The 16,804-nt window shown below is 61.3% G+C and carries 14 protein-coding genes; 6 read left to right on the top strand and 8 right to left on the bottom strand.

Annotation, left to right across the window (positions count from 1 at the left end; genetic code table 11):
- Window positions 1-38 precede the first annotated feature (38 nt).
- Window positions 39-410, bottom strand: a complete 372-nt coding sequence (locus LIX93_RS16805) for an EthD domain-containing protein (RefSeq protein WP_226505176.1) — start codon at window positions 408-410, stop codon at window positions 39-41.
- 71 nt (window positions 411-481) lie between these two features.
- On the opposite strand from LIX93_RS16805, the gene LIX93_RS16800 reads away from it, so the two are divergent.
- Window positions 482-823, top strand: a complete 342-nt coding sequence (locus tag LIX93_RS16800) for a MerR family transcriptional regulator (RefSeq protein ID WP_226505175.1) — start codon at window positions 482-484, stop codon at window positions 821-823.
- A gap of 55 nt (window positions 824-878) precedes the next feature.
- On the opposite strand, the gene LIX93_RS16795 is transcribed toward LIX93_RS16800, so the two are convergent.
- Entirely contained in the window at window positions 879-1,709 is an 831-nt protein-coding gene (locus tag LIX93_RS16795) for an SDR family oxidoreductase (protein WP_226505174.1), read from the bottom strand.
- Between the two features lie 99 nt (window positions 1,710-1,808).
- On the opposite strand from LIX93_RS16795, the gene LIX93_RS16790 reads away from it, so the two are divergent.
- The 3 genes from LIX93_RS16790 (at window position 1,809) to LIX93_RS16780 (ending at window position 3,806) form a co-directional block, all read left to right on the top strand.
- A complete protein-coding gene (locus LIX93_RS16790) occupies window positions 1,809-2,705 on the top strand; it encodes a LysR family transcriptional regulator (protein ID WP_226505173.1) in 897 nt (298 codons plus the stop codon).
- A gap of 350 nt (window positions 2,706-3,055) precedes the next feature.
- Window positions 3,056-3,607: a hypothetical protein gene (locus tag LIX93_RS16785; protein WP_226505172.1), complete on the top strand. Its 552-nt coding sequence runs from the start codon at window positions 3,056-3,058 to the stop codon at window positions 3,605-3,607.
- Window positions 3,597-3,806: a hypothetical protein gene (locus LIX93_RS16780; protein WP_226505171.1), complete on the top strand. Its 210-nt coding sequence runs from the start codon at window positions 3,597-3,599 to the stop codon at window positions 3,804-3,806. The genes LIX93_RS16785 and LIX93_RS16780 overlap by 11 nt, the downstream gene beginning before the upstream one ends.
- A 163-nt stretch (window positions 3,807-3,969) precedes the next feature.
- Here the strand turns inward: LIX93_RS16780 and LIX93_RS16775 are convergent, their stop codons facing one another.
- Window positions 3,970-7,464 carry an AAA domain-containing protein gene (locus LIX93_RS16775; RefSeq protein WP_226505170.1) on the bottom strand — a complete coding sequence of 1,165 codons (3,495 nt, stop codon included), beginning with the start codon at window positions 7,462-7,464 and terminating at the stop codon, window positions 3,970-3,972.
- A 163-nt stretch (window positions 7,465-7,627) separates the two neighbouring features.
- Window positions 7,628-9,808 carry a TonB-dependent siderophore receptor gene (locus LIX93_RS16770; protein WP_226505169.1) on the bottom strand — a complete coding sequence of 727 codons (2,181 nt, stop codon included), beginning with the start codon at window positions 9,806-9,808 and terminating at the stop codon, window positions 7,628-7,630.
- Between the two features lie 201 nt (window positions 9,809-10,009).
- Between LIX93_RS16770 and LIX93_RS16765 the strand changes: the two genes are divergently transcribed.
- Window positions 10,010-10,429, top strand: a complete 420-nt coding sequence (locus LIX93_RS16765) for a GFA family protein (protein WP_226505168.1) — start codon at window positions 10,010-10,012, stop codon at window positions 10,427-10,429.
- A 7-nt stretch (window positions 10,430-10,436) separates the two neighbouring features.
- Here the strand turns inward: LIX93_RS16765 and LIX93_RS16760 are convergent, their stop codons facing one another.
- From LIX93_RS16760 to LIX93_RS16750, 3 genes are read right to left on the bottom strand one after another with little or no spacing between them, the layout of a single operon-like run.
- Entirely contained in the window at window positions 10,437-10,820 is a 384-nt protein-coding gene (locus tag LIX93_RS16760; protein WP_226505335.1) for a DUF1850 domain-containing protein, read from the bottom strand.
- Window positions 10,817-12,844, bottom strand: coding sequence for a TRAP transporter permease (locus LIX93_RS16755; protein WP_226505167.1), 2,028 nt, complete (start codon window positions 12,842-12,844; stop codon window positions 10,817-10,819). Before LIX93_RS16755 ends, LIX93_RS16760 begins: the two co-directional genes overlap by 4 nt.
- 2 nt (window positions 12,845-12,846) lie before the next feature.
- Entirely contained in the window at window positions 12,847-13,794 is a 948-nt protein-coding gene (locus LIX93_RS16750; RefSeq protein ID WP_226505166.1) for a TAXI family TRAP transporter solute-binding subunit, read from the bottom strand.
- Window positions 13,795-14,188: 394 nt separating this feature from the next.
- On the opposite strand from LIX93_RS16750, the gene LIX93_RS16745 reads away from it, so the two are divergent.
- Complete coding sequence (locus LIX93_RS16745) at window positions 14,189-15,820, top strand: methyl-accepting chemotaxis protein (RefSeq protein WP_226505165.1); 1,632 nt, start codon at window positions 14,189-14,191, stop codon at window positions 15,818-15,820.
- Between the two features lie 146 nt (window positions 15,821-15,966).
- On the opposite strand, the gene LIX93_RS16740 is transcribed toward LIX93_RS16745, so the two are convergent.
- Complete coding sequence (locus LIX93_RS16740; protein ID WP_226505164.1) at window positions 15,967-16,803, bottom strand: aldo/keto reductase; 837 nt, start codon at window positions 16,801-16,803, stop codon at window positions 15,967-15,969.
- Window position 16,804 lies beyond the last annotated feature (1 nt).

The raw sequence follows: 16,804 nt of genomic DNA, 5'->3' as shown, positions 1-16,804 counted from the left end.
TTGGCTGATGTTGGCGATGAGGGATTATTCAAAACGCACTAAACAATTTCACGCTCCAACCCGTACCACATTTGCGACTTGGCCAAATCCACAAAACGCCGCTCATCCTCAATAAGCTCTTGCAGCGCCATACGCCCTTGCGCCGAACCTCTCGCGGCCAGATGGGACTCTAGATCATCCCACCAAAGTTCGGCGCACCCATCGAAATCCACCGGCTCGGCACCTCGACTTTGCTGTAACGCATGCTGTGCCGTCGGGTTGGCCAAGGGAGTGGTCTGCACATATTTGCGGATCCCCAGTAATGCCGCATGCTTGCGTATCAACGCCGCATGCTGATTGCGCCAGTGCTCATCGAATTCAGCCCGCGAGCGCCCTGGTTGACGTTTTACACACATGGTCAGCTTGAGCATGGACTTGCCCTCTGTTGTTTAGAAGGGCCCGATTCTGTAGCGTGACAGCACTGTGAGAGTCAAGGACAGCCATGAAGATTGGAGCACTCGCATCGTTTACCGGCGTCAGCATTCGCATGCTGCGGTATTACGAGCAGGAAGGATTGCTCACTCCGCTGCGAACGGCCGCTGGGTATCGTGTATACGGCGCCCAGGACGTTCAGCTTGTCGAGGCGATCGTGTTGTTGAATGAGGCAGGCCTCACCCTTGCGGCAATCAAGGACGTGCTGGCGTGTGCTCCGGCCGTGGCGGCCACCTCCGCTCCGCTATGTGACGTTTTGAAGGCCAGGATCTCGCAACAGGTGACGTTGCTTGATCAAAAAGCCGAAGCGTTGAGCAGAAGCCGAAAGATGCTGGTCAGCCTTCTCGACTAGCTCGTACGAGGATTGAAGATCAGCGATCTAGGTCATCGCTGCGAGCGAGTCAGGGTCATTTATCGAGCTCGGTGTTGCGGGCTTGAGCTACCTGCTGTTCCAAGGCCGCCAGGCGTTCGGTGAGGGCGCTGTGGACGCGGTCATAGGCGTCGCTGCCGAGTAGCAGGCGTTTTGGCGCGGGATCGACGCTGGCGACGGTGATTATCTCCCGGGCCATCTTTTCGGGGTCGCCTTTGAGGGCGAAGGCGCCGCTTGTGACCGCGCGGCGAACCTCCCCCGCCGGGGTTTGGTCGTACACCGCCATTACCGGCGGGCTGACCAAGGCGGCTCCGAAATTGGTGCGCGTCGGGCCCGGCTCTACCAGAGTGAACTGGATGCCGAACGGCGCGACCTCTTGGGCGACGGATTCGACGAAACCTTCAATCCCCCACTTGCTGGCGTGGTACAGGCTGAAGTTCGGATACGCCAACTGGCCACCTTCCGAGGAGACCTGCAGCACCCGGCCGCCACCTTGGGCGCGCAGGTGCGGCAGGCAGGCGCGAATCACTTGGATCGAGCCAATCAAGTTGGTCTGCAGTTGCTGCTCGATCTGCTCGTCGCTGACTTCTTCGGCGGCGCCAAACAACGCGTACCCGGCGCTGCTGACCACCACGTCAATCCTGCCGAGCTCGTCGAACGCTCGCCCTATCACCCGGCGGACAGCAACCGCATCATCGACATCCAACTCCCCCAGCCACAGCTGCTCGCCGTACTGCGCTTGCAGTTGGCTCAGCACTGCGGGCCGGCGCAGCGTCGCCGCCACCCGATCCCCGCGCGCCAGCAGTTGCTCGACTAGCGCCCGCCCAATACCCGACGAACTGCCTGTAATCAACCATGTAGTGCTCATGCTCAGCCCTCTTGTATTAGCTATCAGAATCGTCACCCTAGCGGTCACGCACTGCTGGTACTATCCGGCTGATCCCGGATGCACTGGTGAAAGATACCCATGAATCAACCCTCCCCTAGCCTCTCCGAGCTCAACGCCCTGGCGCTGATCGTGTCCCATCGCAGCTTTCGCAAGGCGGCGAGCGAGCTGGGGTTGTCGGCTTCGACCTTGAGCCACATGATGCGCACGCTGGAGGCTGATCTGGGCGTGCGGTTGCTCAACCGCACTACGCGCAGCGTCGCGCCCACGGCGGTCGGCGAGCGGTTGGTGGCGCGCCTGGCGCCGTTGATGCGCGGGTTCGAGTTGGCGCTGGAGGAGGTCAACGAGTCCCGCGATTCGCCCAGTGGTGTGCTGCGCATCAGCGCCAGCGAGCCGGCGGCGCGGATCTTGATGGAGGCCGTGGTGCCGGCATTTTTGGCGCGCTTCCCGAGCATGGCGATCGACCTGAAGACCGATGGGCGGCTGATCGATATCGTTGCCGAGGGTTTCGATGCCGGCGTGCGCCTGGGCGAGTCGGTGCCGCAGGACATGATCGCCGTGGCACTGGGGCCCGATACCTGTTTCATGACAGTGGCCTCACCCGAGTATCTGGCCACGCGTACAGCACCGGTCACGCCAGATGATCTGCGCGGGCATCAGTGCATCTGCATTCGCATGCCGAGCGGCAAGCCGTACCGTTGGGAGTTCGAGAAGCACGGGCAGGCGATGACACTGGAGGTGTCCGGCAATCTGACCCTGGATAGCCTGGAAATCATGGCCGATGCCGCGGTGCGCGGGATGGGGATTGTGTATCTGCCGGAGCACACGGTGGCGCGGTATGTGCGGGACGGGCGGCTGGTGCAGGTGCTGGAGGACTGGTGCCCGCGAGTGCCGGGGCTGTTTTTGTATTACCCGGGGCATCGGCATGTGCCGAGTGGGTTGCGGGCGTTTATTGAGGTGGTGCGGGAGTTTACTTGACGGGCGATGGCTCATATCGGTTGACACGCGCCTGTGCTCGCCTAAAGGGCCTGAACGCGAAATCAGTAGCCTTACAGCGGCAATGACTGACGAAGGGCCCCGTCGATGGCTGGAAAATCGGCGTAGGGTGAGACCTCTTCGTGATGTACCCGAAGGGCCACTGTCAGCAGTGGCACGTTTGTTTTGGAACGCTCAATACACAATCCCTCACACAACAGATGCACGCCAGTCAGTACCGCTTCGCACCCATGGATTAGTATCGGCCGCTCACCTCAATAGGTCCCTGTTAAATGCCACCCGTTCTAAGGGGAAGCACGCAACGAGCGTGGATCGCTTCAGGAAAATGCGGCATGGATATAGATCAGCTAAGGGGCTATCAGGAGGCCTCACGCGAGTCAGCTTTAGAAGAAATGTGGGCGAAGAACGTCATCTACAATCCGGCGCTCATTGCCGTCACTGAAATCAGTGAGGAGGCAATCGATCAGTACGAAGATTGGAGATCAGAGTACGACTTTGGTTGGGAACGTGTCTTGGCTTGGAAAAGCCGCCCCGCGCATGCCGTGGCCATTGATATTGCTGTCTGGTATGAAGGCGTTTTGGCCGGGATGTGTTGGGCATCCCCGAAAAACAGCCACGAAAAGGTGTTTGTACTCTATATCCAGCGCAATCCCGATAAACGGTTGCCAACTCGTGGGTTCATTGCACCGCTATGCTTGAGCGCAGTTCGCAGCTATGGGTTGCTGCTTGGGATGTCATACGTAGTCATCGACAATCCCATCCCGCAGGCGAGAGAAGCCTATGAACGAGAGGGCTTTGTCCAGTTGCCTGGCGTCGGCCTTGCCTACGATTTGGCCCAAGACTATGATGAAAGCACCGATGAGGTACTCAATTATGACGCCTGATGTTAAACCTGATCACAAAGCCGCCGCACTGGCCAAGCTCGCCCGCTTGCAGAAGTCGCCCAACTACAGAAGCTTTTTCGACGCCGACGCGATCGAAGCTTTCGCCAGGGTAGAGGGTTCGGCGTTCGCGGGAACATCACTAAAGAAACGCGAATCAGATACTGATCCTTCCAGGTGGAATGTTTTACCAAATGCTTGAATGAACCGGGCCGATCGCCCGGTTTTTTCATTAGTGATTGGAGCTGACCCTGCTCTTACAGGCATAGCGCTATACGAACAGCGCTTGTAGTCATTCTGTTGCCAACGGCGTGACTGCTTTCGCGGGCGGAGCCCGCTCCCACAGAGGGTGTTCCAGCGGTAGATCAGCGCAGCTTCAACACCCGTCCTGCCAGATTTGTGCGATGCGTCACCAACTCCCCTGTCACATCCGGCCCGCGGTATACCATCGATGTCTCGTGGTTCATCCACTTGTGCGACCGCGAAGCGCTCAGCCAATTGAACGACCCGATACACAGCAATTCCTCATCCGCCATGACGATCTTGCTGTGCACTTTATTCACCACCAACGCCTGAACATTCAGCGCCCGCAACGCCTCGATCGCCACTCTGAACTCGGCAACCTTGGCCGGATCGCCCTGCGGTTTGTCGCGGGATACATCGGTGTTGAAACCAAAATCCGTATACACCACCACCTGCACCCCCCGCGCCACGCTGGCGGCCATTTCGGCCATGGCGCCGCTCTTTTCCATCCAGTGCAATTTCACCCAAGGCGTGACGATCTGCACTTGCTGGCGAGCGGTTTGCAGGGTCGCGGCCAGGAAGCGGTCGTGCTCGTGGGCTTGGTGCAGGTGCTCAAGGCCGGTCCGTGCGGTGTGCAGGTCCTGGCGGGGTTGATAGTCGAAGGTCAACTCGCTCGCCGGATCGCGCAGCAAAAACTCCGCGAGCAACCCGCGGGGTTTGTTGGCCGGCACTTGGCCGAAGAGGTCCATGTCGCCAAACACCAGAAAGCTGTCCTTGGCGCGGGAAACGGCGACGTTGAGCATGCTGTCGCGGCGGTCGACAAAGCCGCCGTCGGCGTGTTTGGAGTACACCGCCGAGAAGATCACCACGGGTCGCTCGGCGCCCTGGAACGAGTGCACGGTGCCGACGGTGATTTCGCCTTCGCCCTTGCCGGTCTTCAGGCCCAGGGCGTCGCAGGCCTGACTGATGGCTTGGGTTTGCGCGCCGAAGGGGGTGATGATGCCGAGGATTTCCCACAGTTTCAGCTTGCCGTCGTAGCGCGCCAGCAGGTCGGCGGCGTTGGCTTGAATCCAGGCGGCGATGGTGGCGGCTTCGAGCAGGTTGTGGCGGCTGCCGCCATTGCCCGGTTCGCAGCGGCCATCGACGTGCAGGTAGCCCAGCGGCGGCAAGCCTGGCTTGGGCTGGTCGGGGCGGCTGGGGATGAGTTTGCCCTTGTAGCAGAGGGCGTTGCAGTACTCGATGATCGTGTTGTAGCAGCGCCGGTGTTCATAGAGAAACATGCCGCGGGCCATGTCCGGGTCGTAGTGGTAGCGGCTGGCGCTCTGGGCGATGGCCATGACGCTGCCGTTGGCGGCGCTGCGGCCACTGGCGCGGAAGGCTTCGTAGGCATCGTCGATGTCGTGGTCGCGTGTCAGCACGTCGGCGCCGATCAGGTTGCCGATGTCCACGGCCTCGGGGATCGACCAGATGGGTTCGATCTGCAAGGTATCGCCGATCACCAGGGCTTGCTTGGCGAGGGCGAAAGCTGGTGCGGCGACTTCGGGGAGGACCTGGCCGGCTTCGTCGACGATCAACAGATCAATGAAGTTGAGGGCGTAGCCTTTGGCGTAGTCCTTGCCAGTGCACGCCATTTCCTTGGGCAACATGAAGAAGGTCGCGACCACGCAGGGGGTCAGTTTCATCCAGCGGTGCCAGTTTTTGGCGAGCGCTTTGCGGCCATTCTTTTTGCGGCCGTCGAGGATCTCCTTGAGCGTGTCGCCCACCTCCAGCAGCCAGCGGCCTTCCCAGTAATGGGTGGTCAGCAAAAACACCTCGAAGCGCAGCGAGGTGTCGGCCCAGGCGTCGCAATCGCTCAGCCGCACTGCCTCGGCGGGCGTGTTGGCTGGCCGCGGCAATGGCGCGAGGCTCCTGTCCCATTCGGCGGTGCGTTGCTGTTCGGTCTTGACCAATAACTGCGCGCGTTGCACTTGAGCATCGAGGTCTTGCACCGCCTGGGCGGCCTGAGCGACGGCGAGGTTGAGCAGCTGTTCGATGTCGCTGACGCTACCGGCGTTTTGCACTGCCGGGACATTCTGGTCGAGCTGCAGTTTGGCCAGGCGCAGGCGTTTGTTGGCCACCGGCGGCAGCCAGCCAAACAGGCTGTACAACAGCGGTTCGTGGGCGAGGTACTGTTTGAACTGCCTCTCGTGCGCTTGTGCCTGCGCCAGCTGAGCGGACAACTCGACGTGGCGGGCTTGCAACTGCGCCAGCGCGGTGTAGGGCGTTTCACCCAACAGATCGATCAAGTCCTGACGCGCGCGCTCGAGCGACGCCCAGGTCTGCTCGATGCTGAGCAGTTGCTGCTGTTTGTGACGGATCGCGCCCTGGAGTTTGTCGACGATGCTGGCCACGCTGCCCGCATCGGGGAAGGCGATAACCCCCGCGGCGATATAGGCCTCTTGAGCCTGAGCCAGATACTGCTCGGTCTCACGTTGCTCGAAGAAGCTTTTGGTCTGATAGCTGCGCGCCATCTCGGCTTCTTTGCTGAAGCTGGGGAAGTACGCGCCGAAGCTGTCGATGTCCGGCAGCCAGCGTCCGGCGAACGGGCCGCTGCCGGTGGCGAAGTCTTTGCCGAAGGCCTTGATGATGTTGGTGACGGCCTGGTTGTTGGTCGAACTGGCGACGATCACCGGGGGCTCGCCGCCGGCCAGCGCGGCACGGGCCCACAGGGAGGCGACGACCGACAGTAGCAAGGTGGTTTTGCCGGTGCCGGGCGGCCCGTTGACCGCTAGCATGTCGCCGTCGCGACCGGCCAGCAGATGGCCCAGCGCATCCCGTTGCGCGGGGGCCAACGCATAGCGATCTCCAGCATGGGCGAGCCGCGCGGCGAACTGGCTGTTGGCGGCCAGGCAAGGCTCATCGCGGCTCGCCTCGCGCTGGGCGAAACGCTCGAACAGCGCGACGTCGGGCTTGTTGGTGCGCAGATGATCGTAGAGCGGCAGGATGTGCTGGGTGAAGCCAGTGGGATTGCTTTCCTTGAACAGGTAAGCGTGGTCGGCGACCTGAAAGCCGTCTTCAGCGAATTGCCAATCGCGGCCGACGTGCTGAAACATTTTTGCGCAAAATTGCAGGTAGGCGTTCCATTGCTTGGCGTGCTCGACGGCGCTAGGTGCCTCGCCCTCCCCGGCCGGTTCGAACACCGGGACTTCGTGGCGGGACAAAAACGCATCCAGCTCGATCTGTGCGCCCACCACCAATGCGCCGTTGGCCTGGGGCTCGAGGATGTCGCGGGGCACCAGCGTGTTGGCCGTCGGGTACAGCCGACCATCGCGGGTGACCAGCACCTGGCTGACCACCGGAGTGACGGCCGCCGCCGTGCCGGTGCGGGCCTTGCCGTGTTCGAGGCGCGGATTGTAGACCAGCGGGCGCAAGGTGACTTCGACGCTGGGCAGCTCGGCGGGCTCACCGGCAAACAACGCTTCAAGGATTTCAGTGTTCACGCAACCTTGCAGCAGCGCATCGACGGACAAGGGAGTGAGCGTGGCCACCTGGGCCGCTTGCAATGCGCCTTTGCCATTTTCGGCATCGGCCAGAGAGGTACGCCAGTAGTTCGCTAGTTTGAAAGAATATTGATTCATCATCCTGATTCAGTGCGGGCCGTGACTCACTGTGACGGTCGGTGGATAGGCAGTGGGGGCTGAGGGTAGCGTGTCTGCGCGAGGATCGCTAATGGGGTGGCGGGTTTTAGTAGACGGGTAATGGCACAGAGCGCGCTGTTAGCAGCGCGCTCCTCACACCACCTTAAAAATCAATCGTGCCCGAGAATTTCACCAACCTCGGATCGCCTTGGGTCAGATACCCCCCATTCGCCGACGCCCAATAATTCTTGTCAGTCAAATTCTCGACATTGACCCGCAGGGTCACATCCTTGTGCTCGACCTTGAGTGTGTAGCGCGCGCCCACATCGAAGCGATTCCAGGTCGGCAAACTCAGCGTGTTGGCCTGGTCGGCATATTGCCCGCCCGTGCGCAGCATGCGGCCGTTCAACGCAACGCCGGTGAGACCGGGTACGTCCCAGTCCACCGAGGCGTTGAGCTGGAAGGTCGGCACTCCGACGGCATGATTGCCGTCGGCGGCGCCGCCTGCAGTGTTTTGCAGCTCGGACTGCATGCGGGTGCCGCCCGCCATCAGGCGCAAGCCCTTGAGCGGTTCGCCGAACATGCTCAGTTCAACGCCACGGTTGACCTGATCGCCGTCCCGCACATAGAGGGCGCGAGCGGTATCGACGTAGCCATCGGTGGGCTTCTCGAGACGGAATACCGCAAGGCTTGCGCCATAGGTCTGCATGTCGAGCTTGATGCCGGCTTCAGACTGTTTAGTGCGGCCGGGGGCGAAAGACTCGCCGATATTGCTCACAGTGCCCGAAGCAATCGGGCCAGGCGCCAGGCCTTCGATGTGGTTGGCATACAGCGAGACGTTGTCGGTGAGCTTGTAGACAATGCCGTACACCGGGGTGGTGATGCCCTTGTCGTACATGTCGGAGCGCGATCCGCCCTCCCCGGTGGTGCTCTCATAGGCATAGTTTTCGACCAGCAATTGCTGGCGGCGCACGCCTGCGGTCAGCAATACCCTGTCGTCGAAAAAGCCCAAGGTATCGGAGAGCGCCACGCTGCGGTTGCGCATCTTGTAGGTCACGCCTGGATCGCTCATGTCACCGGCGGCGAACGTCACGGTGCTCGGCTTGGCCAGCGCCGGGGTGTGGTAGATGTTGGTGGCGCCGGCCGGGACGTAAAACTCGTAGGCGTTTTCCTTTTGGGTCCAGATGCTCGAGGCGCCGAGGCTGATCTGATGGCTGACGGGCCCGGTCTGAAGGGTGCCGTTGAGGCCGGTCATAACGGTGGTGCTGTCTTCCTTATGGGGGATCATCGAGCCGCCGATGGTGGCGGCACCCGTGCTGGCATTCGTCAGGACCGGGGTGCCGTACACACCGACTTCGTTTGTGTGCTTGGCGCCGCCGGCGAGGTAGGCGGTCCAGCTGTCGTTGAGGTCCCATTCACCACGCAGCATGCCGAAGGTGTCTTCGTTTTGCGCGTAGGCCCAGTCCTGGCCGTAGTTGTGGCTGGCGCTCGGCGCATGGGGAATGCTGGTCAGGCCCGCGCCCAGTTGTACGGTGTTGCGGGTGTCGTTGACGCGCTGCTTCTGGTAGCCGAAGTCGCCAGACAAGCGGAACGCATCGCCGCGGTAATCCAGCCCGAGGGTGAACAGCTTGCTGCGTTGTTGCTGGTCATCGACGGCCGTTTCGCCTTCACGCTGAGACAGGTTGACCCGTGCACCGAAGCGGTTGTCTTCGCCAAAGCGCTGGCCAAGATCGAGGTGCTCGCCGACCCGGCCATCGGTGCTGATGTCCTGGGTATAACGGCGGATGGGCTGGTCGGTCGCGCGCTTGGGTACCAGGTTGACCGTACCGCCCAGGCCGCTGCCGCCCGGAGTGGCACCATTGATGAAGGCATTGGGGCCTTTGAACACTTCTACACGTTCCAATGCATCGCTGGAAATGATCTGCCGGGGCAATACGCCGTACAGCCCGTTGTAGGAAATATCGTCACTGTTCAATGGCAAACCACGGATCACAAAGACTTGCGACTGGTTGGCGTAACCCAGGGATTGGCGCACGGACGGATCGTTGAGCAATACGTCGCCGATGTTTTCTGCCTGTTGATCCTCGATCAATTTGGAGGTGTAGCTGGTCAGCGAAAAGGGCACGTCCATGTTGTCTTTGGTGCCCAGGACACCCAGTTGGCCACCGCGCGCAACCTGGCCGCCGGCGTAGGTTTCAGGCAGCTCATTGGCGCTGGGCTTGGTCGCCTCGGCATTGATCGCGGTGGCGCCGAGTTCGAGTGTGCCGTCAGCAGCATAGGCGCTGACGCTGATCGAGCAGCACAAGGCCAAGAGGGTAGGACGTGAGGGAAAACGAAGTGCCATGCAAAGAGGCTCCAGCAAGGGCTCAACAAGAAATGAGGTGCCTTCCTGGCAATACGAATGTGTCTCAGAGGCAATCATGTTATCAGGCGTTATTGCAAACTGTTACCATTTATTTCATGATTTTTTGACATTCTTGTACTGCCGCACTCGCGAAAATCTTCTAGTGTGCAATGACGCCCTTGATGCCACTCGAGCCGAACCATGAACAAAGACCTCTCCCCCACCGAAGGCGCCTGCCACTGCGGCACGGTGCGTTTCAGCGTCAAGCTCACCAATGGCCTGCACACCGCGCGCCGCTGTAATTGCTCATTCTGCAGAATGCGCGGGGCCGTGGTGGTGAGTGCGCAGTTGGAAGACATCCATATCACCGCCGGGGCCGAGGCCCTGACGCTGTATGAATTCAACAGCAAAACGGCCAAGCATTACTTCTGTTGCAAATGCGGGATCTATACCCATCACCAACGCCGCTCCAATCCGCAGCAATACGGAGTGAATGTGGCGTGCCTGGGGATCAGCCCGTTCGATTTCGAAGAGCTACAGGTGCTGGATGGGGTGGCGCATCCGGCGGATGGCAAGAGTTCGGGGGTTTTCGGGATGTTGAGGTTTGAGCGGGAGGCCTGAGCAGGCCTCAACCCAGTTCGCACACCCATAGCTCGACGGCGGGTTGCGCGGCGGTAGGCGCCCCCAGCCAGTGAGCCATCGGCAGGCATCCACCGGCCCGGCATAGCTGATAATCCCCCGCCTCGGGGGTGCGCCCCAGCCGCAGGATGTCCAAGGTTATGTCCGGCCGATAGTGCCACCGACCGTGCTCGAAACGTGCCTGCGCCGGGACCTCCATCCCCGCGCCGCTGCCCTCGACGCGCGCGTGTTCGAGGTATAGCTGGCGGTGCTGGACTCTGTAGTCCTCCTCCCAGCGCACCTTTTCCACACTGTGTTGCCACGCCAGCGAAAAATCGCTGGCGGGCAATTGCGTCCAGATCACGCCGGCCAGGCCCAGGCACACACCGATCATGCCAAGGCGACCCTGCACTGACGGGCGCGCCACAGATGCTGGGCAATCAAACCGAGGGCCAGGGCAAAGCCGAGCGCATCACTCCAAGGCAGTGCCAGCACCAGGCACACCCCGGCCGCGAAGCCGAACAAGCGCTCCCAAAGCCTCAGCGGTTGCGCCAGAAAGCCTGTGAACACTGCGCCCCACAGCCCGATGGCCAAGGCGGCCTTGGCGAACACGTAAATGACCGCCAGTGCGCCGCCGCCCTGCATCATCAACGCCGGTTCATACACCGCCATGAATGGCACAACGAAGCCGGCGACGGCGATGCGGATGGCCCACAGGCTGATCTTGAGCCCCGTTTCCCGCGCGATGGGCGCCGCGGCGAAACAAGCCAAGGCGACTGGCGGGGTGAGGTCGGCGAGGATGCCGAAGTAGAACACGAACATGTGCGACACCAGCAGCGGCACGCCCAGTTCGAGCAACGCCGGTGCGGCAATGGAACTGGTGATGATGTAGTTGGGAATGGTCGGGATGCCCATGCCCAGCACCAGACAGGTGAGCATGGTCAACAGCAGTGAGAGGAACAGGCTCTTCTCGCCGATGCCGAGTATGAACCCTGCGAACGACGACGCCACGCCGGTCAGCGAGACCACGCCGATGATCACCCCGACCAAGGCGCAGGCGATACCCACCGGCACTGCATGACGCGCGCCTTCGACCAGCGCCTGCAAGCACAGCCGCAAGGTGGCACGCGACCCCCGATGCCAGGCGCACAGCGCGATCAGTACCGCGATCACGGCGAATACCGCGCCGATGCCGACCTGAAAGAACCCGCTGCACAGCAGGCCAAGGGCGATCCAGAACGCACAACGCAGCTTGAATGCCGAGACCCGCAACGCCACCGCCGAGCCGAGTATCACGATGGCAGTCAACGCCAGCCCGACTGTGCCGGAAAACAATGGCGTGTGGCCCGAGAACAACAAATACACCAGCACGCCCAAGGGAATCAGCAAGTACCAGCGCTGGCGCACCGCCGCCCATGGGTCAGGGCACTGCGCCTTGGGCAAGCCGCTCAGGCCGGCGCGGCGCGCTTCGAGGTGAACCATCCAGAACACCGACACGAAATACAGAACCGCCGGCAATAGCGCCGCCTTGGCCACTTCGATGAACGGCACGTTGAGGGTTTCGGCCATGATGAACGCCACCGCACCCATCACCGGCGGCATCAATTGGCTACCCATGCTTGCCGTGGACTCGACCCCGCCCGCAAACCCGGCGCCGTAGCCAAAACGCTTCATCAAGGGGATGGTGAACTGCCCGGTGGTAACCACGTTGGCGACCCCGGAGCCGGTGATGGTGCCCATCAACGCCGAGGACACCACCGACACCTTGGCCGGCCCGCCGACCTTGTGGCCGAACAGGCCCATGGCGAAGTCGGTAAACAGCTTGATCATCCCGGCCTGCTCGAGAAAGGCGCCAAACAGAATGAACAGGAAGATATAGGTGGCCGACACATAGGTGGGCGTGCCGTAGAAGCCTTCGGTGCCGAAGGCCAATTGGTTGATTAACTGGTCTAGATCGTAACCGCGATGCGCCAGATCGCCCGGCAGGTACTGGCCTAACAACGCATAGGCGATGAACAGCGCGCAAATCAGCGGCAGGGCCAGGCCCATCTGCCGCCGGGCAGCTTCGAATACCAGCACCACCAGCACCACACCGATCCACAGGTCGGCGCCGGTGAGGTCGCCGGAACGCTGGATCAGGTCGGCTTCGAAAAACTGCTGGTAGGCGGCGGTCCCAATGGCGGCCAGCGCCAAAAGCCAACCCCAGGCACGGGCAGTGACGCTCTGGCCCGCCGCCGGTACGGCGAGGTAGACCATCACCAGCAGAAAGCCCACATGCAGCGCGCGCAGCACTTGGCTGGAGAAGGGATGGAACGCCGCCGTGACGATCTGGAAAGTTGAAAATGCGATAGCGATGACGAATAGCACGCGCGTCCAGGGCGGCGCTGTGATGGGGGCCTGCTGCTCGACTTCAGTCATGCTCACAGCGCTCCAACTTCTTCATAGTAACGCTTGGCGCCGGGGTGCAATTCGATCGGCAGGTGCTGGGCGGCATTCTTTACATCAATCGATTTGACGGCGGAATGGGCGTTGCCGAGGCGCGGCAGGTTCTCGAACATCAAGCGAGTCATTTGATAGGCCGTGTCGTCGGACACCCCGGTGTGGCTGACCAGAATATTGTTGATGGCCACGGTCGGTACGTCGGCCTCCTGGCCGTCGTAGGTCCCGGCGGGAATGGGCATGGCCTGGTAGGCCGGATCGTCGATGGCAGCCACGACCTCGGCAGGTATCGGCACGAAGCGGATCGGCACGCTGGCCGCCAGGTCGCGGATCGCCGCCATGCCGAGGCCGGAAGATTGCAAGGTGGCATCGAGCTGGCGGTTCTTGATCAGCTCGACCGATTCGGCGTAGGCCAAAAACTGCACCTGCGCCATGTCGGCGTAGCTCATGCCCGCCGCCGCGAGGATAGCCCGAGCGTTGAGTTCGGTGCCGGATTTCGGCGCCCCGACCGAAATGCGCTTACCTTTGAGGTCCTCCAGGCGAGTGATGCCTGACTGCTGGCTCGCGACGATCTGGATGTAGTTGGGGTAGACATTGGCGATGGCGCGCAGCTTGTCCAATGGCTGCTTGAAGCCGGCTTCGGCAACGCCGCGGCGGGCATCGCCGACCGAATCGCTGAGGGCCAGGGCCAGCTCGCCGCGGCCGTTCTGCAGCAGGTTGAGGTTCTCGACCGAAGCCTTGGTGGCCTGCACCGTCACCTTCACGTCGGCGATGTTCTGCCCGTAGATCTGCGAGAGGCCGACCCCGATGGGGTAATAGACCCCGCTGGTGCCGCCCGTAAGGATGTTGATAAACGTCGGGCCGGCTTGCGCGCCCAGGCCGAAGGTGGACAGCGCCAGGGCAGCTAGAAGGTGACAGAAGAGTTTCATCGGTTGCGCTCCATTGGATTTATTATGCCGAAATGCATTCGATTGAATGCCACTCGTTAACGGAAGCGGAATCTATATCAGGAATGAACCTCAGGAAAAAGCACGGAAATATCTAGTAAAAACTAGTTTTTTCTGGAAAAATCAGATAGTTCTTATTTACTTTTTCCAATTCCTGCCTGAACTAAAATAAAGTCAATCGAATAGATTGTTCGATACCCGGCGGGCTGGACCCACTTGAAAAGGTTCGAATAGCCCATCAGATCATTTGCCCTGCCAAAAAGAATAATTCACCTACGGTGGTCGAGTTTCATAGAGATATTCATCTGTATGACTAAAGGTGAAACGATTCATGTCGATACCTTGGGATTAATTACTTTCTTGACGGGCCACCCGCATGAATCTGAGAAACCTCAACATCGCTCCCCGTTCTTTGCTTTGCTTCGGCTTTTTCGCCGTGCTGATCACGGCGCTAGGGTTGTTCTCGCTGCAGCAGGCTGTAGGTCTGAAGGAGGCGCGCGAGACGTTGCAGGACAACGTGTTGCCAACCATTCAGGCCATCGCGGCGATCAAGAGCGACCTGCTGACCATCCGTCTGGGCAATACCAATCTGCGTACCGCGCAGGATGCTGACAGTATTGCTGCGGCGCAAAAGCGCATCACCCAAGGCCGTAGCGATCTGGAAGCCGATACCCAAAAGCTCAAGCCGCTGCTGATCACTGAGCGTGGCCAGGCGGCGTACAGCGATATGGAAAGCCATATGCGCGCTTACCTGGCGGTGCATTCGCGTTATCTGGATGCTGTGGCGCACAAGCGTGACGACTTGATCAGCAGCTTCACCGCGCCGTCTGGCGAGCAGACGCAGGCCGCCGATGCGCTGGCCAAGGACATCGCCAACATTACCCATCTGGCAGATCTCAAGTCGGCAGAATCCGACGCCCGCGCCGACGATACCTACACGCAAACGCGCAACGTGACCATCGCCGCGATTATCGTCGCCCTTGCCGCGACCCTGGGTTTGGCCGCGCTGTTCACCCGCAGCCTGGTGGCGCCGATCGCCAAGGCACTGGCAGTGGCCGAGCAGATCGCCGCTAACGATTTGAGCAAGCCGATCGATGTCGAGGGCCGTGACGAGCCGGGCCGCTTGTTGGTGGCGCTGTCGGTGATGCAGCAGAACCTGCGCCGCACTTTGGGCGAGCTGGGCGATTCATCGAACCAGTTGGCTTCGACCTCCGAAGAGATGACCGCCGTGACTGAGGATTCGCTGCGCGGCGTGCAGCGTCAGAACGACGAGATCAACCAGGCCGCGACCGCCATCAATCAGATGAGCGCTGCGGTGGAAGAAGTAGCGCGTAATGCGGCAGCGGCTTCGACGGCCGCGCGCGATTCCAGCCAGTCGGCAGAAAACGGCCGTCAGCGTGTAGGTGAAACCGTCAACGTGATCAACGAGCTGCATGCGGCAGTGGGCGCGACCGCGGTCGAGATCGATGGCCTGGCGGTGCAGGTGCAGGGCATCAGCGGCGTGCTGGATGTGATCCGCGGGATTGCCGAGCAGACCAACCTGTTGGCGCTCAACGCGGCGATCGAAGCGGCGCGCGCCGGTGAGGCCGGGCGCGGTTTTGCGGTGGTGGCGGATGAAGTGCGGGCCTTGGCGCATCGCACGCAGCAGTCGACGGCTGAAATCGAAAAGATGGTCGATTCGATCCAGGGCGGTGCCAGCAAGGCGGTCACGGCCATGGGCCATAGCAGCGAGCGCGCGCGGGCCAGCCTGGATGTGGCTGAAGCCGCCGGGCGGGCGTTGACCGAGATCACTCAGGCGATCGTGCAGATCAATGAGCGCAACGTGAGCATTGCGACGGCAACCGAGGAGCAGGCGCAGGTGGCGCGTGAGGTGGATCGCAATCTGACCAGTATTCGGGATCTGTCGATCCAGACGTCGGCCGGGGCCAATCAGACGTCAGCGGCGAGTGGGGAGTTGTCGCAGTTGGCGGTGGCGCTGAATCAGGTGGTGTTGCGGTTCAAGGTGTAAGCCTGATGACTCGCGATGAGGCCGATGGCCTCTTCGCGAGCAAGCTTTGCTCCTACAGCGCCGTGCACTTGTGCAAGCAAAGCGTGCCCGCGAAGGGGTCAGCCGCAACGCTAAAGACATCAGCGCAGCCGCAGATCCAGCCCGAATCAGAACTCCTCGTACTGCGCCGGATCCTGATCCGCCGTACGCCCATCAGGCTTGGCCAGGGTCGCGATCGCGGCCATGTCCGCTGCCGTCAATTCAAAATCGAACAGCGCCAGATTCTCCTGCTGACGTTTCACCGAGCTGGCCTTGGGCAGTGCGACGGCGCCGAGCTGGTGGTGCCAGCGCAAAATCACCTGCACCACGCTACGCCCTACCCGGTCGGCAATCTGCTGTAACACCGGGTCCTTGGCCATGTCATTGCCGCGCCCGATCGGGCTCCAGGCCTGGGTGACGATGCCGTGCGCCTTGTCCCAGGCCAACTGCGCGTGCTGGGGAAAGTACGGGTGCAGTTCGATCTGATTGATGCACGGTGTCACGCCGCTGGCGGCAATGATTTTTTCGAGATGCTCCGGCAGGAAGTTGCACACGCCGATGGACTTCACCCAGCCGCGTTTCTGCGCTTCGACCAAGGCACTCCAGGCTTCCACATACAGGCCTTGCTTGGGGTTGGGCCAGTGCATGAGGTAGATGTCGATGTAGCCCAGTTGCGTGCGGAACAGCGACTCTTGGATGCACGTCAGCGCCTGGTCGTAGGCATGATGGCGGCCGGGCAGCTTGGAGGTGATGCGCAAGTCTTCTCGGGGGATACGGCTGCGGCGCACCGCCTCGCCGACCGCACCTTCGTTCTCGTAATTGACGGCGCTGTCGAGCAATCGGTAGCCGGAGTCGATGGCATTGACGATGGCACCCACGCCGTCTTCGCCGTTGAGCTTGTAGGTCCCGAAACCGACTGCAGGGATATCAGTTCCGTCGTTGAGGGTGATGGCAGGAATGGTCATG

The sequence above is a fragment of the Pseudomonas sp. MWU16-30317 genome, from assembly GCF_020515695.1.
Taxonomy (GTDB): Bacteria; Pseudomonadota; Gammaproteobacteria; order Pseudomonadales; family Pseudomonadaceae; genus Aquipseudomonas.
Note: the sequence above shows the minus strand (reverse complement) of the source record. Positions and strands in the feature narration are given on the sequence as shown.